This window comes from Blochmannia endosymbiont of Camponotus sp. C-046 (genome assembly GCF_023585865.1).
GTDB lineage: Bacteria > Pseudomonadota > Gammaproteobacteria > Enterobacterales > Enterobacteriaceae > Blochmanniella.
In genome coordinates, this window is the sequence record NZ_CP097752.1 from 703,840 (window position 1) to 726,270 (window position 22,431).

Sequence of the window (22,431 nt, forward strand, 5' to 3'; positions counted from 1 at the left end):
CAAATACTAAATGTAGTACTACTAAAGGTGTAGTTGTGTTAGAAAACAACAGTAATAACGTCTTATTTCATGTACAAAGAATTTATACCAAAGATATTTCATTTGAAGCTCCGAGCACTCCTGCAGTATTCCAAATCAATTGGAGTCCAAAAATTAAAGTAGATTTAAATAGTGATGCTAAAAAAATTCATACCGACTTATATGAAGTAGTGTTGTGTATTACTGTGATTGCAAAAATTGGGGAAGATACTGCTTTTTTATGTCAAGTCAAACAAGCCGGCATTTTTCATGTTGCAGGGCTGAACAAAACACAAATGGTACGCTGTTTTAGCGCACATTGTCCGAGTATTTTATTTCCCTATGCCAGCGAATGCATTAGCAGCCAAGTGTCTAGAGGAACTTTCCCTCAAATTAATTTAAACCCAATTAATTTTGATACTTTGTTTATTCAGTCTCTATACAAAAAATATGATGATACATTTAAACTTTGATGTCTTAAAGTAAGCAGTTAAAAAATTATTGTGTCTATTATATATCCTACTATAACTGTACTTGGAGCAGGTTCCTATGGAACAGCTATAGCTATTGCGTTATCTAGAAATGGGCATACCATATTGTTATGGGGACATAATGTGACTCATATTCAACAACTCAAAACTAGTCGATGTAATCAAAACTATTTGCCTGATATCACTTTTCCGTCATCATTATACTTAGAAACATCATTATCTGCAGCTGTATCTACATGCCGAAATTTATTGATTGCAGTGCCCAGTCATGTTTTTAGTCATGTTGTGATGCGATTAAAACCAAATTTAAAGAACAATACTCGTATCATCATAGCATCTAAAGGTTTAGAACCAAAAACTGGACGTTTATTACAAGATGTAACACATGATATTTTAGGAAAAAACATTCCTATCGCAATTATATCCGGTCCAACTTTTGCTAAAGAACTCGCTATGGGATTACCCACAGCAATATCATTAGCTTCTAATGATACTAGATTAAGTTATGATCTACAAAATATACTGCATTGCAGTAAAAATTTAAGGATATATAGCAACACAGATACTATCGGTATTCAAATAGCTGGAGTAGTAAAAAATATTATTGCTATTGGGGCAGGTATTTCTGATGGCATAGGATTTGGATCCAATGCGCGAACAGCATTAATTACCCGAGGCTTAGTAGAAATGTCTCGCCTCGGCATAGCGATTGGAGCTATGCCGGATACTTTTATGGGTTTATCTGGATTAGGAGATTTGATATTGACTTGTACGGACAATCAATCACGTAATCGTCGCTTTGGTGTGTTATTGGGACAGGGTTTCAATATACATCATGCTCAAAAAAAAATTGGGAAAACAATAGAAGGATTCTGTAACATAAAAGAAGTATATATGTTATCCGTTAAATACAAAGTAGATATGCCTATTACTGAACAAACATATCAGATACTATATCAAAATAAGAATGTTCATGATGCAGCTCACTCTTTATTAGAACGCACACAAAAAGAAGAAAAAATTAATAGATAGTTAAAATCATTAATAATAGATTTGAATTATCATTCATACTATAACAATCAGGTAAATGCATGACTTTAAATATATTAGAAATAGTTTGGAGCAACATTAAAATCGAAGCAAGACTACTAATTGACTCTGAGCCTATATTGACTAGTTTCATACATACGGTCTTATTAAGACATGCAAACTTTAAAGATGCATTAATTTATATATTATCCAAAAAATTAACCACTCCAGATATATCTACTCTTTCTGCAACTAAGATATTAGAAGACATATGTAGAACTGATGACAATATCATTACTTCTGCTGCACAAGATATTTATGCAATACGTTTTAATGATCCATCTATTACTAAATATTTTACTCCTTTTTTGTATTCAAAAGGATTCCATGCATTGCAAACGCATCGTATTTCTCATTGGTTATGGAATCATAATCGTAAAGAATTAGCTATGTATTTTTATAACCACATTTCCACCACTTTTAATGTAGACATTCATCCTGCTGCAAGCATCGGATATGGCGTTATGATGGATCATGCAACCGGAATAGTGATTGGAGAGACATCAGTTATAGAAAACAATGTATCTATAATGCAATCTGTGACTTTAGGTGGAACCGGAAAAATAAGTGGAGATCGTCATCCTAAAATTAGACGAAAAGTAATGATTGGAGCCGGTTCTATTATTTTAGGTAATATTGAAGTAGGATATGGAGCTAAAATTGGAGCTGGTTCTGTTGTACTACACTCTGTACCACCTTATGCTACAGTTACAGGAAAACCTGCTAGACTTATAAAAAAAATCAATAAATTACAATAAATTAATAACATATTACATAAAAATATATGTTGTATTATATACATTTCTATTAGGAACCATAATCTAAAACACCACTGTACATATCAAGCCCTAAGAATAAATATATTTCTATAATGATTAGTATATTAAAAATATACTTATATTTTTAACTATAAAATATATAATTGTACATTAAAATGAAGATATATGTGTATCTTAATATGTAATTGAAATTACACATAATATATACCATGGTCATCTACATATCATGGATAATATCTGCTTTCATATTTCAATATTTTAAAAAACAATCCTCATGATATAATTCGTATAATTAAGATCATTTATTGAAATAATCACCTTATAACTTTAAGAAAGATATATAAATTTAAAACTAATGTACTCCAATACCAATGATATATGGGTATTGTTATTGTACATCAATAACGCTTCCAATATTCAATATTTAGAAAACATATTGGATAATTTTTTTAATTTAATTAAAATATCAATAAATTAAAAACTCGCAGCAATTTTATATATAACTATCATGTATATTTAATATTATCTTATATTTTATACAAAACATAGTTGTAGTCTGCTGAAAACAACAACATAATAGAGTTCTGTATTTATGATAAAAAAAATAGGAGTATTAACAAGCGGCGGTGATTCACCAGGAATGAATGCGGCTATTCGAGGCGTAGTACGGACAGGCCTTTCTGAAGGACTGGAGATTTATGGAATATATGATGGTTATTTAGGATTATTTCAAAATCGAATGATACCATTGAGTCGTCGTAGTGTTTCAGATATTATCAACCGTGGAGGAACGTTTCTTGGTTCTGCTCGTTTTCCTGAATTTAAAGAGGATGCTATTAGAGCAACAGTTATTAACAATATCCATCAACATAGCCTTGACGCTCTCATAATCATTGGAGGAGATGGATCTTATTTAGGTGCTAAAAGATTGAGTGATATAGGATTTCCTTGCATCGGATTACCTGGAACTATCGACAACGATGTTGCCGGAACTGATTACACCATTGGGTATTTCACCGCTTTAGAAACAATCGTGGATGCAATTGATAGATTGCGCGATACATCTTCTTCACACCAACGTATTTCTATTATAGAAGTGATGGGTCGTTGTTGCGGGGATTTAACTATGGCAGCGGCGATAGCTGGAGGTTGCGAATTTATTATAGTTCCTGAAGTAGAATTTAATCCACAAGATCTAGTGGATGAAATTAAATCTGGGATTTCAAAAGGAAAAAATCATGCAATAGTAGCTATTACAGAACGTATTTGTAATGTATTTTATTTAGCTCAATATATTGAAGAAAAAACCGGTAGAGAAACCCGCGCTACCGTCTTAGGATACCTCCAACGTGGAGGTAAACCTGTTGCATATGATCGTATTCTAGCATCTAGGATGGGAGCGTATTCTATTGATCTACTATTAAAAGGTTATACAGGACGTTGTATTGGGGTACAAAATGAAAAACTGGTACACCATGACATTAATGATGCTATACAATATATGCAACGCCCATTTCGACAAGATTTATTAACAACAGCTAAAAAATTATTTTAAATTTTATAAATTAGCATGCATAACTTATCTCCTCTAATCATATACTATTAGATCAACAATATCGTATTATGTAACACGATATTGTGTAACTTATGTATAAGAATCGCTTATTTAATGTACAAAACCATTAAATATCATTGTTATGCCAACGAATATACTGCTTTCTTTACACATTTTTAAGAAAGATATAATTTCTTGTGTTTTTCAGCAGTTTGTACTATCATGGCGAAACTGTTAGCGTTTAAAGAAGCGGCTCCTACTAATACACCATCGATATCTTTTTGATCAAAAAATTGAGTAACATTTTCTGGTGTTACAGAACCTCCATACTGAATTATTATTTCATCGGCTACAGATACATCATAACTTGCAATATAATCCCGAATTGATTTATGCACCATTTGCACGCTTTCTGGAGATGCGCTCACACCGCTTCCTATAGACCATATAGGCTCATAGGCAATAACTGAATTCTTCAATGCTTCTATACCAAGTAATTTGATGACTGTTTTAATTTGATTAATACATATTGATTGCGTGCATCCAGAATCATATTCTCTTTTATTTTCTCCTATACACAAAATAGGAATTAATCCGACCTTTTTTAAGATAAAAAATTTTTTAGCAATATATGCATCATTTTCTTTATGATGTATTCTCCGTTCAGAATGACCTATAAGTACATATCGTACGTTACAATCTTGTAACATTTCTGCAGAAATTTCACCGGTAAATGCTCCAGATAAATGAATATCAACATTTTGAGCACACAACTGAATATGAGTATTATTTAATAAATAACGCTTAACTATATCTAAATACATCACAGGAGGAGCTATGGCTACACTACATTTAGAAATGTTACAAAATGTATTGACTAATGTAATAGTTAAATTAGTTATAGTATTTTTATTGCCATTTAATTTCCAATTTCCTATTACCAATAGCCGCCGCCTCACATTTTTTTCTCCTACAGAAATCACTTAATAATAATGATTATAACACATTAATACTAATGAGCATTAAATAAAATAAAATAAATCCTTGTTAATTCACGATTAGTACTGTTTATAAAATTAAAAGATGGACAATTATATATACATTGCAACATACTGCAACCTTGAAAAAGATGCAGAAATAATAAAAATTTTGTAGTATGCTGTTTTTTTAGTTATAATTATAGAAATCATAAATTATAACCTATTCATGTTACCAATAACGTTCTTGAGTCATATGACCTGGGTTGCATCGTAAATGATCTTTCATTCCGTATTTTTTACTCAATATTTCTTTCGTATCTTGTATCATTTGTGGGTTTCCACATAACATTACGTGACTATCGTTAATATCCAATTGTAATCCTACTTCTTTTTCTAAAGTATCATTTTCTATCAAAGTAGGTATGCGACCAAAAAGAGAACTAGAAGATTCTTCTTGACTTATGATGGTTTGCACACGCAATTTACCACTATAAAAATTTTGTAATTTTTTTATTTGAGATAAATAATTCAAATTTTTATAAAATCGTACTGCGTATACTAATATAATGTTTGTAAATTGATGTAATCTTTTATCATGATCTTCAAGTATTGATAAATATGGGCCAATTCCTGTACCACTAGCCAACATCCATAAATTTCTACAATTTGGAATTTCATTGAGTATAAAGCGTCCATATGATTTTTTAGTAAGCATGAGAGTATCACCGGGACGTAAAGTACATAATAATGGGGTGCATTTTCCTTTTAGTATAGTGGTGATATAAAACTCTAAATTTGGATTATGCGGGGCATTAAGATATGAATAAGCCCGTTGCACGATTATATTATTTATATTGATCCCTATTTTAGTAAATTGTCCAGCAACAAATGTATTTACTGGAGCTCGTACGACAAGACTAAACAACCAATCCGTCCAATGTTTTACATCAATAATTTTTCCAGTGACCCATGTAGACATCAAGTTTACCTGTATCCAGTATCAGTTGTATTCAAATATTTAATATTATTAAATTAACCTCATTGATATAATCAAGAATTAGTAATTGAAATTCGTAATTTATTACTATCTAACTTTTTAACATTAATATAAAACGCTGACATCTAATTTTTATCCAACAACAACCAACAAAAACATATCATAATTATTATTTATTCAATGAACATAATTTTGATAGCACTAACATCATAACCACTTCATCAGAGATACCTGAATATTATAATTTTTCACAAAATCATTTTATATATAAGATTTTTATTGATAAAACCAAACACAATATAATAACCATTATATCGCAATGCATGTATAATAATGTTTTAACTATGGTAATATAACATGGTTACAGACTAATCTATAATGAAAAAATCTACAATATCCAATTCAACCTTACTTTAATTATTCGATTATTTTTATAAAAAATTTTCGTGATACGTATAATTCAATTATAATTTTAGCATTATATCATCATTAAAAAATTATACATTGCTATGTATATCAATAAAATTATTAGTATCATGAAAATACACAAAAATTTTACAAGTTATTCATGAACTTATAATCATTAATAAACACATACCTAGCTCTCTTTGAACGTAACTACGCTGCACACTTTCTAAAAATTTAGTTTACTAAATATAATAGTTTATTTTAAATAACTGTAAATACTGTTTATACTTCATACAACCAATTGTTATATTTTAAATTTCAACTATAATTTTTTCAAAAATATGTCAATTGTACGTTAATTAGGAATTAATATCCTATTATTATACATTTACATATATTGTGTTTACAAAAAATAAAAGATACAATTCTTGTATGTTTTATTAAATCTACTTATACAGTGTATACGCAATTATTTGTAAATATCCTATATTTCATTTTAAATAATCCAAATAATTATCATATATCAAAAAAATTATATCAAATAAATATTTGAATTACTTGATGAGATTAAAATGTTACGTATTTACGCATGTAATTATATAAATTCTCGTGTAATTACGTAAAAATATCAATAAATTATAGTAATCATAAACAAAAAATAATAGTTGTGATTATCGATCAGAATCGATATTGATACGTACGATATAAAAATATTTCTATTTCAAACATATACAAATAAGAATTTTATTAACTATCACTAATATATAACATGATAAATTATAGATTACTTTTTATTATTGATGATATTTGGGCGTATATATTTGCAATACGTGCAACAATATTGTGAATTTTTATACAATTTATCATGACCCACGCATTTAAATAGTTAAATATACAACAATTGTTGTTAACAGTCAGAAACATTTGATTATACATAAACACTCAAAAAAATCTAATCTTATTAAGGATTGTGAAATAAATTTATAATTTACATTTATTGTGATATTATATTAGTTTATCAAAATATAATATTTGAATGATATAAGAATACATTATGAAAAAAAATATTCATCCAAAATACAACGAAATATCTGCATATTGCTCATGTGGAAATATTATTAATACTAAATCTACTTTAAATCATAACTTGAACATAGACGTATGTAATTTGTGTCATCCATTTTACACAGGTACACAACGTATACTAGATACGCGTGGGCGTGTAAACATTTTTAACAAGCGCTTTGATCTTTCTGTTAACACTAATTTCTTACCTATTGACAAAAAATCAAATAAAAAATAAACATAGATCTTATTGACTTAAAAAACATGCAACACAATAGTAATAAAATATCGGTATTCTGATAGACAATAGATATGAGTGAATTAAGTTTTATTGATATAGATGATTTGTATCAAAACACATGTAAATTATAGTTATTACCAGAAAATTATATTAATAATATCACTATCATTAGATAAAGCCATATTAAATATGGTCACTAAACCATTAGTGCACATAAATACAATTTTCTACACTTAAAAAAACAAAGATGTTTTAGCAACATAGGTAGGTTTAGTTATTATTATGAACATAAAAAAATCCACAATTAGTGTTAGAAGTGGTTTAAATAGCGACGAACAACATGGATGTGTTGTACCTCCCATTACTCTTTCAACAACTTATAATTTTTTTGGACTAAATCAACCTCGTCCTTATGATTATTCACGACGTAAAAATCCCACTCGTGATGTAGCTCAGCAAACTTTATCAGATTTAGAATATGGAAAAAACGCAATCATGACAAGTAGTGGTATGTCTGCTATTTATTTGATATGCTCTGCTTTGCTTGAACCAAACGATTTATTAATAGCGCCTTATGATTGTTATGGAGGTACTTATCGATTATTAGATGCCTTAAGTAAAAAAGGTGCATTCAAAGTACTATTTATTGACCAAAATGACATACAGATTTTATTAAAATCATTAACATACAAACCTAAACTAATGTTCATAGAAACCCCAAGTAATCCTATGCTTCGCGTAGTAGATATTCATACTATCTGCAATTTCAAAAAAGATATCTTATATGTCGTAGATAACACATTCATGACGCCAGTATTTCAAAATCCATTAACTTTAGGTGCAGATTTAGTAGTACATTCTTGTAGTAAGTATTTGAATGGACATTCAGATTTAATAGCAGGAGTAGTAATATCAAAGGATACATACATTTCTGACAAATTAACTTGGTGGGGCAACACGCTTGGTATTACTGGAAGTGCTTTTGATAGTTATCAGTTATTGCGTGGCATGCGTACTTTAATGCCGCGTGTTCATCAACAACAAAATAATACAAAAAAAATTATTGATTTTTTTCAAAAACAACCCCAAATCAATGCGTTATACTATCCGGGATTACCAACTCATCCTAGATATAATATTGTTTGTCAACAACAAAGTGGATTTGGATCAATATTTAGTTTCGAACTTAAGGGGACTACAAATGTATTGCCACAATTTTTAAGATCATTAAAATTATTTACATTAGCAGAATCATTCGGGGGGGTAGAGAGTTTAATTGCTCACCCAGCCACTATGACGCATGCTGCTATGCCAGAAAACGCTCGGAAAAACGCTGGAATCAGTGACATGTTGCTGCGTGTGTCAGTAGGATTAGAAGATAGCGACGATCTTATTGAGGATTTAAAACAGGCATTTGCGTCAATACAATAAAATATCTTTATACTACTATTAGGTACATTATTGCAATAGTCTTGTTGTGAATAAACTTTAATGAATGTATGCTATAAATTTTTATTGATCAATTAAGTAATCACAACATTTATATATAAATTGATATTTTCAATAAATATTGTTGAACGTTTAATTAATGGAACTGTATCTATCTAGATCTTATTTGCAACACAAACACATATAATTAATTTAATTTACTAAAGTAATAACATATAAACGGACATTTTTTCAATTAGTTATATTCATTAAAATACCCACAATACAGTTTTTTAAAAATTATTAATTTCAATGGTTATACATATAATGATGATTTTTATTTTAAAACTAACATATGGTATATGATTATTACAATTGTCAATATTGACATGGATAGCTTCTATTTTATAGTTTCAAGAGGGAAAAAATGAGTATGTTCCATGCCACTCAACAAGCCATATTAAATCAATATTTAGCTGAGTTACAAGAAGGAAATATCAATGTTTCATTTGAATTTTTTCCTCCACGCACTGATGAAATGGAACAAATTTTCTGGAAAACTATAAACAAATTAAGTAAATTAAATCCTATTTTCGTTTCTGTAACATATAACGCTAATTCTGGAACACGCAATCATACTGATAAAACGATCAAAGATATAAAAAAACATACTGGATTAATAGCAGCTCCTCATTTAACATGTATTAACGAAACCCCTCAAGCGTTACAAATTATTGCTCAAGAATATTGGAATAATGGTATTCATAATATTGTTGCATTAAGAGGCGATCAAATGAAAAAAACTTATCAATCGTCTATGTACGCTGCAGATTTAGTATATTTATTAAAAAAAATTGGAAATTTCGATATTGCAGTGGCTGCTTATCCAGAAGTACATCCAGAAGCAAAGAGCGCTCAATCAGATTTAATCAATTTAAAAAAAAAAATAGACGCCGGTGCGAATCGTGCAATTACTCAATTTTTTTTTGATGTAGAACAATATTTAAGATTTAGAGATCTTTGCGTATCTGTAGGAATTGATATAGAAATTGTTCCTGGAATATTACCTATTTTTAATTTTCGTCAATTACAACATTTTATTACTTTTACTAAAGTAAAGATCCCGCATTGGATATATGTAATTTTTAATGGATTAGATCATGACTTAGAAACACAGAAAATGCTTGGAACATTCGTAGCAATAGACATGATCAGAGTCCTTCTTAAAGAAGGAGTAAGAAATTTTCATTTCTATACTCTTAACAGATCAGATCTAACATATGCAATATGTCATACTTTAGGAATAAAAAATAACAAATATAATGTATAAACAATCCTGTCAAATTAATTAAACAATCACACCCACCCCAAATCATGCATTTAAAAATGATGATTTATTTATTAGATTCTCTTAAATATACGTATCTCGAAGATCTGAACTTTTAAATAAATAATCAACATTGTACTATATTAACCATCAATCAAACACACTATATATTTTGTATATGTATTATGTAATGAATCTATATCAACATTGTTCAGTTATAAATGGAACTCTTGAGCATATATATTTATAAATATTTACGTTACAATACGAAGAATGAAGTTCAACATAGCATGTGTGTAAAACAAAAAGGATTCTTTGAATGAAGATATGTACTACTCTACATTAAAAAATAATTATACCTAAATTATAGGGTACATTACGTATATATTTAAATTTATGTATATTTTATATATGGCGCATAAACTGAATAATTAATAAAACATATGATTTATTTTAAAAATACATGTAAGCAACCAACAATATTAATATTAGACTCTGGGGTGGGTGGTTTATCTATTTATACTGCGATACAAAAATTGTTACCACATGTACGATATTTATATTTTTTTGATAATCAAGCTTTTCCTTATGGTGAACACTCAGAATTGTTCATTATAAATCGCGTAATTTCTATAATTAAAGCTGTACAAAAACAACATCAATTAGATCTTATAATTGTTGCTTGTAATACTGCTAGTGTAGTATCATTAAAAATATTACAAAATCATTTTCTATGTCCCATAGTTGGAGTAATCCCCGCTATTAAATTGGCGTCTAAATTAACTAAAAATGGCATTATTGGAGTATTGGCGACACATCGTACTGTGAATCATGATTATACCTGGGGTCTTATACGACGCTTTGCCAATAAATATAAAGTCATGTTATTAGGTACATCTGAACTAGTAAACTTGGCTGAATCCAAGATATATGGAAAAAAAATACCAATATCAATCCTTCGGAATATTCTCACCCCCTGGTTAAACATGAAACAACCTCCTGACACTATAGTACTAGGATGTACTCATTTTTCTTTATTAAAAAAAGAACTAATCACAGTATTATCCTCAAATAGCTACTTAATAGATTCGAGACACTCAGTGGCTAAATATAGTTTACGTTTGCTAAAAAAGAATATAAATGAACCTACAAAAAATTTTTATTTTTGCAAACCAAATAAAATCTATTGTTCTATGAACACAGAAAAAACTATCAAATTAAAATCCATTTTATTATCTCATTACAATTTTTTTTCTCTAGAAATTTTATCAATATAATCTGGACACATTATTATATTCCAATACAAAACATACAATATTTGTTAGTTAAATTAGTAATCGAATAATTTAATTATTATACTCACAGATACAAAACATATATTTATATTGAATAGTAAATCATAATTTTCTCTGTCGAATTATTTCATCCAGATTTATTGTAGAATATAAAAATTTTTATATTAATAGATTGATATGCATTGCATCGTATAGATACGTCTATTAAACTCAATTAATCCTATTAACGAACGTGTAACAAATTCACAACAAATCATAAATTGACTTTTCACGAAAATATGTTTTTATTCAATTATATTAATACTACTTCAACATTTCTAATTTTAATGTTGATAATACAAAATCAATTATATTTCATATATTCAAATCTTATTCAAAATTATTTAATTGTGAAAAACCAAATTTATAATTATATTGTTTTATTTGCATGTTTACGTAAAACTTGTTAGAATATAGACGATTTTTGGTGTGGGGCTATAGCTCAATTGGGAGAGCATCTGTTTTGCACGCAGAAGGTTAGCGGTTCAATTCCGCTTAGCTCCATGATGAATGCATATATAAAGTAATTATATATTTCCTGATAGGAAATAATAAAAATATCAAAAATCTCACATGTAATATTATCTTAACAAATTTTAAATTATGTCAAATCGATTACTATGAGTTTTCTTATCTATATAAAATATTATTTATAATAGGGTGCGGTAGTTCAGCTGGTTAGAACATCGGCCTGTCACGCCGAGGGTCACGGGTTCAAGTCCCGTCCGCACCGTATACTTGATCATCGCAATACAAGGGGTGTAGTTCAAATAGGTAGAACGTCGGTCTCCAAAACCGGGTGTTAGGAGTTCAAGTCTCTTCACCCCTGTAAAAGATACAAATAGTATTTAAACTTCACCATTCATATTAACATACATAGGCATGTATAATAGCTTTATAAAGAATATAGGATGTTGTTAACCTATTTATCTATATTTGTGCTTTATTTGTGATATTTTTATTTTCGATTAGATATCAATTTACAATATCACACTGAAGAATGAGTATATCGTTAAATCAATACCGTATTCACACTATGGTTACCCATGTTGTAAGCTATATAAAATCCGCACCAATAATTTAATAAACTGAAATCTTGCTTATGTTCTATGATCTTGTAATAAACTAAATTTATAATCTAAATGTTAAATATTAAAAATATACAGTATAATGATGCAATTCACCTATTATTTTATTTCAAATAAACAGATTTTATTAAACAAATTTAACAATAAAATTGATCGTCTTTATTCAAAAAAAAATAACAATTATTACCACAATAACGAGAAACAAATAATAACAAAATTAATTTACAATCATAATCAGTAATTGAGAAGAAATAACATTATTTCAAAAATATTATTGCCAAATATCGTCATATATGATACATAAAACATAACTCAGTTACATCATATAACTGAATCGAATGTATGGTTATATAACATAAAAAGTATCTACTAAAAATTTTAAACACAAAATAAAGTGCTTTAATATTTTTCTAATATCAACAAGTTACACATTTCTACTCTTAACGCATGATTGAAACCAATTTTGACATAAAACAAATACAAAACCCCAAAAATAATATTCACACATAATATTCTTAACTCTTATGCTTATAAGAACATAAAAATTAATTTCTTTAAAAAATTATTGTTAATTTTTAATACAATATGTAATAGGATGGTCATTTGAAGGTTAGCTGTAATTATACGATATGCAACTAAGTGTATATATACGCAACAGTGTTTCACTGTACACTAAAAATATTATTATATTATTTAATTTTAAAAATAGAAGATCTTCTATAGAATTAACACAATAATAGACTTGCATCTATATTGTTATATATAGCCGGAAATACATAGTTATTTTAAAAATAAAAAATTATTTTTTAACATTATTATGCAACGTTGCAAATATTTCAGTTCTACTTGAATCTAATAAACAATATGTAATTTCCATATACTTTACAATTGATTCAAAAATCGTTTTATTTATACAGGTGTTTTAATTAGGTTGTTATTTCATTCATTAAATCATACGAGGAAAAAAATATGAACGGAGCTCAGTGGACCATAAAAGCACTGAGAGACAAAGGTGTAGAAGTTATTTTTGGTTATCCAGGTGGAGCAATTATGCCGATATATGATGCATTATTTGGTTCTGAATTAGAGCATTTATTATGTCGACATGAACAAGGAGCAATCATGTCTGCTATAGGATATGCTCGAGCTACTGGAAAAATTGGTGTATGTTTTGCGACTTCTGGCCCAGGAGCTACTAATCTCATCACTGGATTAGCGGATGCATTATTAGACTCCATCCCTATAGTAGCTATTACTGGACAAGTAGGATTAGAATTTATTGGTACTGATGCTTTTCAAGAAATAGATGTACTAGGTTTATCTCTAGCTTGCACTAAACATAGCTTTTTAGTTTATTCATTAAAAATGTTACCTAATATTATTGATGAAGCATTTTTTATTGCTGCTGAAGGAAGACCAGGTCCAGTGTTGATAGATATACCAAAAGACATTCAATTATCCACTGGAAAATTAATATCAAACTACTGTATTAATAAAAAATATATGTGTAGTATTGCAAATGATATAGAAAAAGCTCGGGTGCTAATGCTAGAAGCATACCAACCAATCCTTTATGTAGGAGGAGGGGTAGGTATCGCTGGAGCAGTCACTTCACTACGTACATTTATTTCTAAAACAAAAATACCTACTGTAGTAACATTAAAAGGACTAGGTGCACCGGATTATACAGAAGACTGTTATTTAGGAATGTTAGGAATGCATGGAAATCAAGCAGCTAACTTAGCAGTACAACAATCTGATTTATTAATTGCAATAGGAGCTCGATTTGACGATAGAGTAACTGGCCGATTACATAATTTTGCTCCGCAAGCAAAAGTAATTCATTTAGATATTGATCCTTCAGAATTTAGTAAGCTGCGATTGGCGCATGTTTCATTATCCGGAAACTTAAATGATCTATTATCTGCATTAACACAATCCTTGTCTATTAGTCCATGGAGAAAAAAAGTAAAATCTTTAAAAATGAAGTACCGTTGGTCTTATCAACCACCGGATGATAAAATTTATGCACCAACCTTGTTGAGAACAATCAGTGAAAATGCTCCTTACGATACTGTAGTAACCACAGATGTTGGGCAACATCAAATGTGGGCTGCTCAACATATGCAATTTAGTCGTCCGGAGAATTTTATTACTTCTGGAGGTCTTGGAACTATGGGATTTGGCACACCAGCAGCCATTGGAGCTCAAATTGGACGACCCAATCATATGGTGATCTGTATTTCTGGTGATGGATCATTTATGATGAACATACAAGAACTCGCCACTATTAAACGCAAAAATTTACCTATTAAAATTGTTTTATTAGATAATCAACGTTTAGGAATGGTGCGTCAATGGCAACAATTATTTTTCAACAAACGTTACAGCGAAACTACGTTAACAGATAATCCCAACTTTCTTGTTTTAGCTAAAGCATTTGATATTCATGGGATATGTATTACTCGTACATCTCAAATTTTAGATGCGATCAATATGTTATTTACATACACAGGACCTTTTTTACTACATGTATTAATTAATGAATACGAAAACGTTTGGCCATTAGTGCCACCTGGCGCTTCAAATGATGCTATGTTGGAGCAGTAATATGACACATTATTCGTTATTGATAAAAGCCAGATTTTGCCCAGAGGTACTTGAACGTATTCTTCGAGTCATTCGTCATCGTGGATTTGAATTACATACATTAAATATGCTGTCATATAGTAAGTTCAGCAAAAAAAAAATAAACATTTTATTAACTGTTTCCAGCAAAAAAGCAATATATTTATTATCTACGCAACTAAATAAATTAATGGATATATATTATATTAAAATTGAATGAATTAAAAAACCATAATTTAAATTTCATACTTTATTCAACTATATTACCGCGGAAGATATCAGATGAATACATCAAATTTTATTTGGTTTAATGGAGAAATCGTACCATGGCAGGAAGCTAAAGTACATGTAATGTCTCATGCTTTGCACTATGGATCATCAGTATTTGAAGGTATGAGATGTTATAATTCACATAAAGGTCCCGTTATATTTCGTCATCGCGAACACATACAAAGATTGTATAATTCCTCAAAAATTTACCAGATACCTATTTCTTGGAGTATTGATGATTTAATGCAAGCCTGTAGAACTATTATTCGAAGAAATAATTTAACTAATGCATATATCCGTCCTGTAGTATTTATTGGAAATGTAGGCATGAAAATTAATCCGGATCCCGGATTTACCGCCGACATTGCTATAGCAGCTTTTTCTTGGTTACCTTATTTGGGAGAAAACTCTTTGAAAGAAGGAATTGACGTTATGGTATCTTCTTGGAATAGGGTTCCAGCAAATACTCTTCCAAGCACAGCAAAAGCTGGTGGAAATTACTTATCATCTATGTTAATTAGTAATGAAGCTCATCGAAATGGTTATCAAGAAGGAATAGGCTTAGATATATACGGTTATATTTCAGAAGGTTCCGGTGAAAATTTATTTGAAGTTAAAAATAATGTTATTTTAACACCACCATGTGCTTCTTCTATATTACCCGGAATTACACGCGATGCTATCATTAAATTAGCAGTAAATATTGATTTAGAAGTACAAGAACAAATATTGCCCCGTGAGTCTCTATACATAGCCGATGAAGTATTTATGTCTGGTACTGCTGCCGAAATAACTCCAATACGTAGTGTAGATGGAATTAAAATAGGTACTGGAGCATGTGGACCGATTACTAAAAAATTACAAAACTTATTTTTTAATTTATTTACCGGAATCACTAAAGATCAATGGAATTGGTTAGATCCAATTAACTAACAATACTAAATTAGTGTAAATATTAGTGCTTAAAATAATCAATATTCAATAACATCATCATAGGATAACTTGGAGTTGAAATATGCCTGAATATCGCTCCTCTACTACTACGCGCGGTCGTAAAATGGCTGGCGCTCGAGCATTATGGCGTGCCACGGGCATGACTACTGAAGACTTTGGTAAAATGATTATCGCCGTGGTTAATTCTTTTACTCAATTTGTTCCTGGTCATATACATTTACGAAACGTAGGAGCATTAGTGTCTGAACAAATTAATATTCATGGAGGAGTTGCAAAAGAATTTAATACGATCGCAATAGATGATGGAATTGCTATGGGCCATAGCGGCATGCTATATTCTTTACCATCTAGAGATCTTATTGCTGATTCTGTGGAATATATGATTAACGCCCATTGTGTTGATGCTATGGTATGTATTTCTAATTGCGATAAAATAACACCTGGAATGTTAATGGCAGCACTGCGTTTAAATATCCCAACTATCTTTGTATCCGGTGGACCAATGGAATCTGGTACAATAACTTTATCTAATCAAAATGTTAAGTTAAATTTAATTAATGCAATCACTTGTTCCGCAGATCCTAACATTTCTGATACTGATCAGCAAAAAATTGAATCCGAAGCATGTCCTACATGCGGATCCTGTTCAGGGATGTTCACTGCTAACTCCATGAATTGCTTAACAGAGGCATTGGGGTTAGCACAACCAGGTAACGGATCGTTGTTGGCTACCCACTCTGATCGTAAAAAATTATTTTTAAATGCTGGAAAATATATTGTTCACCTAGCTAAATCTTATTATGAAGAGAATGATTATTCTGTTTTACCGCGCAATATAGCTAATAAATCTTCTTTTGAAAATGCAATGATGTTAGACATTGCAATGGGTGGTTCTACTAATACTGTATTACACCTACTTGCAGCTGCTCAAGAAGGAGAAATAGATTTTACTATGGCAGATATTGACAAATTATCTCGAAAAGTACCACATTTATGCAAAGTAGCCCCAAATACTCAACAATATCACATGGAAGATTTTCATCGAGCTGGAGGAGTAATGGGTGTACTTGGCGAACTACATCGTTGTAATTTATTACATCAAGATACACGCACCATATTGAATAAATCTTTATTAGAGACGTTATTAAATTATGATATTGTTTCGTGTAATAATTTGGAATCAAAAAATATGTATGCTGCGGCACCGGCGGGAAAACGTAGTATACAAGCTTTCACTCAAAAAAATAGATGGATTTCGTTAGATTTGGATCGTTGCTCTGGATGTATTCGTTCTCGTGAGTATGCTTACAGTCAAGATGGAGGTTTAGCAGTATTATATGGTAATCTTGCTGCAGATGGGTGTCTTGTAAAAACAGCTGGAGTTCATACAAACCTTAAAAAATTTAGTGGACCAGCTAAAGTTTACGAGAGTCAAGAAGAATCTGTTCGAGCAATTTTAACAGGAAATATACATTCTGGTGATATTATTGTAATTCGATATGAAGGACCAAAAGGTGGACCAGGTATGCAAGAAATGCTATATCCAACATCCTTTCTTAAATCTATGGGTTTAGATATGTGTTGCGCTTTAATTACAGACGGTAGGTTTTCAGGAGGAACATCAGGACTATCCATTGGCCATATATCTCCAGAAGCAGCTAATAAAGGATTAATTGGATTAGTACACAACGGGGACATAATTAGTATCAATATCAACATGCGCAGCATCACCTTGGAAGTCTCTGAAGATATACTAAAAATACGACATGCAACGGAAATTGCTCGAGGAACTAAAGCATGGACCCCAATCAACAGAAATAGAAACATATCTACTTCTTTAAGAGCATACGCCCACTTAGTAACAAGCGCAGATAAAGGCGCGGTTCGTGACAAATCTAAATTATTAGGATAACATCCTGAATGAAAAAATTTTATTCTTTTTCTCATGCACCATGTCCTGCAGAATATCTGCGCACTGCTTTGCGTTCCCATGTATACGAAGTAGCTCAAATAACTCCATTGCAAATTATGAATAAATTGTCAGAACGTCTTGAAAATACAGTATTAGTTAAACGGGAAGATAGACAGCCAGTACATAGCTTTAAACTACGTGGAGCTTATGCTATGATATCGAGTCTTAATGAAACACAAAAATCTTCTGGAGTTATTACCGCGTCAGCAGGTAATCACGCTCAGGGGGTAGCTTTTTCTGCTACTCATCTAGGTATTACGTCTGTAATTGTTATGCCTATAAATACTGCTGACATAAAAATAGATGCGGTACGCGATTTTGGAGGGAAACCGTTATTATGTGGAGCTAATTTCGATGAGGCTAAAATTAAAGCCATGTATTTAGCTGATAAACATCAATTAACTTTTATTCCTCCATTTGATCATCCAACGGTAATCGCAGGTCAAGGAACATTAGCGATGGAATTGTTGCAGCAAGATGCGCATTTAGATCGTATTTTTGTTCCAGTAGGAGGAGGGGGATTAGCTGCAGGTGTATCTGTATTAATTAAACATCTTATGCCTCAAATAGAAGTTATAGGAGTTGAATCAGCAGAATCGGCTTCTTTATGCGCCGCATTATCAGTTGGTATGCCAGTATGGTTGCATAAAGTGGGTCTATTTGCTGAAGGAGTAGCTGTACGATGCGTTGGCAACGAAACATTTCGTTTATGCCAGGAATACCTAGACGATGTAATTACAGTAGATAATGATGCAATTTGTGCTGCAATAAAAGATTTATTCGAAGATGTACGTGCTATTGCTGAACCCTCAGGTGCTTTAGCGTTAGCTGGAATGAAGAAGTATATTCAAAAACATTCAATCCGCGGTGAAAGATTAGCTCATGTTCTTTCGGGTGCCAATATAAATTTTCATGAACTACGTTATATTTCAGAACGTTGTGAATTAGGAGAACAACGAGAAGCATTAATGGCGATTACTATCCCAGAAAAAAAAGGTAGTTTTTTGGAATTCTATAAAATATTAGGAAACAGATCAGTAACGGAATGTAATTATCGATTCAATGGATCTAAAAACGTTTGTGTTTTTATTGGTATACGTTTAAAACAAGGGCATTCCGAAAGAAAAACGATAGTACAAGAAATACTTTCTAATGGTTTTCACGTGGTAGATTTATCTGATAACGAAATGGCTAAATTGCATGTTAAATACATGGTAGGAACACGTTTATTTCAACCTTTACAGGAGCGAATTTTTAGTTTTGAGTTCCCAGAAGCTCCGGGAGCGTTATTGAAATTTCTTCATACTTTAGGTGCTAATTGGAACATTTCTTTATTTCATTATAGAAATCATGGCACTGATTACGGACGTGTTTTAGCCGGATTTGAACTATCCAATCAAAAAGAACCAGAATTTAAAGAATATCTATCTAAATTAGGATACGAATGGCACGATGTTACAACTAATCCAGTATTTAAAGTATTTTTAAATTAATAAAACATTGCGATAAAAATCATCAAATTATTTTAACATTATTTAAAGAGACATTTTATGAATAAAAATTATTTTAATACATTAACTTTTATGCAAAAATTAAAACATTTGAAAAAATGCCGATTTATGAGTAACAATGAATTTTCCAATGGAATTCAATCTTTATTATCTAAAAAAGTAGCCATAATAGGCTGTGGTTCTCAAGGTTTGAATCAAGGTTTAAATATGAGAGACTCAGGTATAAACGTTGTATACGCTTTACGTCGTGAATCTATTATTAATAAAAAAGAATCTTGGGAAAAAGCGACACGAAACGGATTTTCTGTAGGAACTTATGACGAAATTATTCCCAAATCAGATGTAATTATTAATTTAACTCCAGATAAATATCACACATCAGTGATACAAGAAATAGAACCCTTAATGAAACATGGAGCTACATTAGGGTATTCACATGGATTTCATATTGTAGAAGTTGGAGAAAAAATTCGTCAAGATATTACAGTTATAATGGTCGCTCCAAAATGCCCTGGTACAGAGGTTCGTCAAGAATATCAAAGAGGATTTGGAGTACCTGCTTTAATTGCTGTACATGAAGAAAACAATGCATATGATATGGGCATGACGTTAGCAAAATCTTGGGCATTTGCACTTGGTAGTCATCGAGCTGGGGTATTAGAATCTTCGTTTATAGCAGAAGTGAAATCAGATCTTATGGGAGAACAAACTGTTTTGTGTGGAATGTTACAAGCCGGATCTATTCTTTGTTTTGATTACATGATTAATAATGGTGTTGATGCTGCATACGCAGGAAAATTTATTCAATGCGGATGGGAAGTCATAACTGAAGCATTAAAACAAGGAGGCATTACATTAATGATGGATCGATTATCTAATTCCGCTAAAATACGTGCTTTTATATTATCTGAAAAACTAAAAAATATATTAAAACCAATTTTCGAACAACATATGGAAAATATACTTAATGGAATATTTTCTAAAGAAATGATGTTAGATTGGGAAAATAACGATTCTAAATTACTTAATTGGAGAAAACAAACCAGTCAACTTCCATTAGAACAAGCTCCAAACTATCAACAAAAAATTCAGGAACAAACGTATTTTGATTATGGAGTATTAATGGTAGCTATAATCAAATCAGGTGTAGAGCTATCTTTTGACACAATGATAAAATCTGGAATAGCACCAGAATCAGCCTATTATGAATCATTACATGAATTACCATTAATCGCAAATACTATAGCTCGTAAAAAATTATATGAAATGAATATGGTAATTTCTGACACCGCAGAATACGGTAATTATTTATTTTGCGACACAGTAGTACCTTTGTTAAAAAAGACTATAATACCTAATTTAATACGAGGTGATTTAGGTATGTCATCCGAAAATATTAATGTTGATAACATTGTTTTACGCAACACCAATAACATGATTAGAAATCACAAAATAGAAAAAATTGGAACTCAACTAAGAAGCTATATGCGAAACATAAAAAGTCTATCATTTAATTAATAGTTAAAAAATAAACTTTCCATAATTATAACGACAGTATTGCAATGAAAGATTATTACATTAACTTCTGAATAAACATGAATTCTTTTTGAATAAAAAACAATGAAATCATTTTGTATAACTACTGATACAAATGAACTTTAAATGTTCAACAACATATATAACAACAAATACACTCACAATAATTATTGTAAAATCATCATAAAATAAATTGTAAGGAGGATAAATGAATCAAATTATCGTACAACTGACCGATTCTAATTTTAAAGAAACAGTGTTAAACTCTACTAATAATCAAAAAAATAATCTTTTTTTAATTGATTTTTGGGCCAACTGGTGTAATCCCTGTAAAGCAATGATACCCATTTTAGAAGATATTGCTGTTGAATTTAGTGACATACTAAAAGTAGCAAAATTAAATATAGATGAAAACCCAATAACTACTAAACACTACGGAATTAAGAGTATCCCAACTTTATTATTAATTCGTCATGGAACAGTGTTATCCACTCAAGTAGGGTTGCTGTCTAAACAAAAATTACAAGAATTTTTGAAGATATATACAAACACAGATACTGGTTTAAAACATTCATAATTTTTGAAATTATTTTATATGTTAGTAGACGTTTCTTTGAGATTACAGTAGAATGATAGCTCACGTGTATATGATTAATCATAAATATTTAAATTTATAATGGAATCTAAACGTATTGCTACTATTACATGGTGGCAATACAGGTAACACAATTTAATTTGCACAATTAATTATAACCATAGT

The 22,431-nt window shown here is 30.3% G+C and carries 17 protein-coding genes and 3 tRNA genes; 18 read left to right on the forward strand and 2 right to left on the reverse strand.

The window, feature by feature from the left end:
- Positions 1-35 precede the first annotated feature (35 nt).
- From secB to pfkA, 4 genes are all read left to right on the forward strand, one after another.
- Entirely contained in the window at positions 36-491 is a 456-nt protein-coding gene (gene secB, locus M9409_RS02955) for a protein-export chaperone SecB (protein WP_250226876.1), read from the forward strand.
- A gap of 30 nt (positions 492-521) precedes the next feature.
- The gene (gene gpsA / locus M9409_RS02960; RefSeq protein WP_250226877.1) at positions 522-1,541 is read left to right on the forward strand and encodes an NAD(P)H-dependent glycerol-3-phosphate dehydrogenase; all 1,020 of its coding nucleotides are present in this window, start codon (positions 522-524) and stop codon (positions 1,539-1,541) included.
- A 59-nt stretch (positions 1,542-1,600) separates the two neighbouring features.
- On the forward strand, positions 1,601-2,356 hold the full coding sequence (gene cysE, locus M9409_RS02965) for a serine O-acetyltransferase (protein WP_250226878.1): 756 nt from the start codon (positions 1,601-1,603) through the stop codon (positions 2,354-2,356).
- Positions 2,357-2,969: 613 nt separating this feature from the next.
- The gene (gene pfkA, locus M9409_RS02970) at positions 2,970-3,932 is read left to right on the forward strand and encodes a 6-phosphofructokinase (RefSeq protein ID WP_250226879.1); all 963 of its coding nucleotides are present in this window, start codon (positions 2,970-2,972) and stop codon (positions 3,930-3,932) included.
- Positions 3,933-4,108: 176 nt separating this feature from the next.
- On the opposite strand, the gene tpiA is transcribed toward pfkA, so the two are convergent.
- Positions 4,109-4,915, reverse strand: coding sequence for a triose-phosphate isomerase (gene tpiA, locus M9409_RS02975; protein WP_250226880.1), 807 nt, complete (start codon positions 4,913-4,915; stop codon positions 4,109-4,111).
- Positions 4,916-5,141: 226 nt separating this feature from the next.
- Positions 5,142-5,891, reverse strand: coding sequence for a ferredoxin--NADP(+) reductase (locus M9409_RS02980; RefSeq protein WP_250226881.1), 750 nt, complete (start codon positions 5,889-5,891; stop codon positions 5,142-5,144).
- Between the two features lie 1,480 nt (positions 5,892-7,371).
- Here M9409_RS02980 and rpmE point away from each other — a divergent pair.
- The 14 genes from rpmE (at position 7,372) to trxA (ending at position 22,248) form a co-directional block, all read left to right on the forward strand.
- Positions 7,372-7,620, forward strand: coding sequence for a 50S ribosomal protein L31 (gene rpmE / locus M9409_RS02985; protein WP_250226882.1), 249 nt, complete (start codon positions 7,372-7,374; stop codon positions 7,618-7,620).
- Between the two features lie 285 nt (positions 7,621-7,905).
- Positions 7,906-9,054, forward strand: a complete 1,149-nt coding sequence (metB, locus tag M9409_RS02990; protein WP_250226883.1) for a cystathionine gamma-synthase — start codon at positions 7,906-7,908, stop codon at positions 9,052-9,054.
- A 424-nt stretch (positions 9,055-9,478) separates the two neighbouring features.
- Complete coding sequence (metF, locus tag M9409_RS02995; protein WP_250226884.1) at positions 9,479-10,381, forward strand: methylenetetrahydrofolate reductase; 903 nt, start codon at positions 9,479-9,481, stop codon at positions 10,379-10,381.
- Between the two features lie 440 nt (positions 10,382-10,821).
- The gene (gene murI / locus M9409_RS03000; RefSeq protein ID WP_250226885.1) at positions 10,822-11,655 is read left to right on the forward strand and encodes a glutamate racemase; all 834 of its coding nucleotides are present in this window, start codon (positions 10,822-10,824) and stop codon (positions 11,653-11,655) included.
- A gap of 488 nt (positions 11,656-12,143) precedes the next feature.
- Positions 12,144-12,216: transfer RNA gene (locus M9409_RS03005), tRNA-Ala, on the forward strand.
- 155 nt (positions 12,217-12,371) lie between these two features.
- A tRNA-Asp gene (locus tag M9409_RS03010) sits at positions 12,372-12,445 on the forward strand.
- Between the two features lie 22 nt (positions 12,446-12,467).
- A tRNA-Trp gene (locus M9409_RS03015) sits at positions 12,468-12,541 on the forward strand.
- Between the two features lie 1,228 nt (positions 12,542-13,769).
- On the forward strand, positions 13,770-15,410 hold the full coding sequence (ilvG, locus tag M9409_RS03020; protein WP_250226886.1) for an acetolactate synthase 2 catalytic subunit: 1,641 nt from the start codon (positions 13,770-13,772) through the stop codon (positions 15,408-15,410).
- A 1-nt stretch (position 15,411) separates the two neighbouring features.
- Positions 15,412-15,648 (forward strand): acetolactate synthase 2 small subunit, encoded by a 237-nt coding sequence (gene ilvM, locus M9409_RS03025; RefSeq protein ID WP_250226887.1) that lies wholly within the window; start codon positions 15,412-15,414, stop codon positions 15,646-15,648.
- A 62-nt stretch (positions 15,649-15,710) separates the two neighbouring features.
- The gene (locus M9409_RS03030) at positions 15,711-16,631 is read left to right on the forward strand and encodes a branched-chain amino acid transaminase (RefSeq protein WP_250226888.1); all 921 of its coding nucleotides are present in this window, start codon (positions 15,711-15,713) and stop codon (positions 16,629-16,631) included.
- Between the two features lie 82 nt (positions 16,632-16,713).
- Entirely contained in the window at positions 16,714-18,564 is a 1,851-nt protein-coding gene (gene ilvD / locus M9409_RS03035; RefSeq protein ID WP_250226889.1) for a dihydroxy-acid dehydratase, read from the forward strand.
- Between the two features lie 8 nt (positions 18,565-18,572).
- The gene (ilvA, locus tag M9409_RS03040; protein ID WP_250226890.1) at positions 18,573-20,117 is read left to right on the forward strand and encodes a threonine ammonia-lyase, biosynthetic; all 1,545 of its coding nucleotides are present in this window, start codon (positions 18,573-18,575) and stop codon (positions 20,115-20,117) included.
- 57 nt (positions 20,118-20,174) lie between these two features.
- Positions 20,175-21,653 (forward strand): ketol-acid reductoisomerase, encoded by a 1,479-nt coding sequence (gene ilvC / locus M9409_RS03045; RefSeq protein WP_250226891.1) that lies wholly within the window; start codon positions 20,175-20,177, stop codon positions 21,651-21,653.
- 226 nt (positions 21,654-21,879) lie between these two features.
- Positions 21,880-22,248, forward strand: a complete 369-nt coding sequence (gene trxA / locus M9409_RS03050; RefSeq protein WP_250226892.1) for a thioredoxin — start codon at positions 21,880-21,882, stop codon at positions 22,246-22,248.
- Positions 22,249-22,431: the final 183 nt, after the last annotated feature.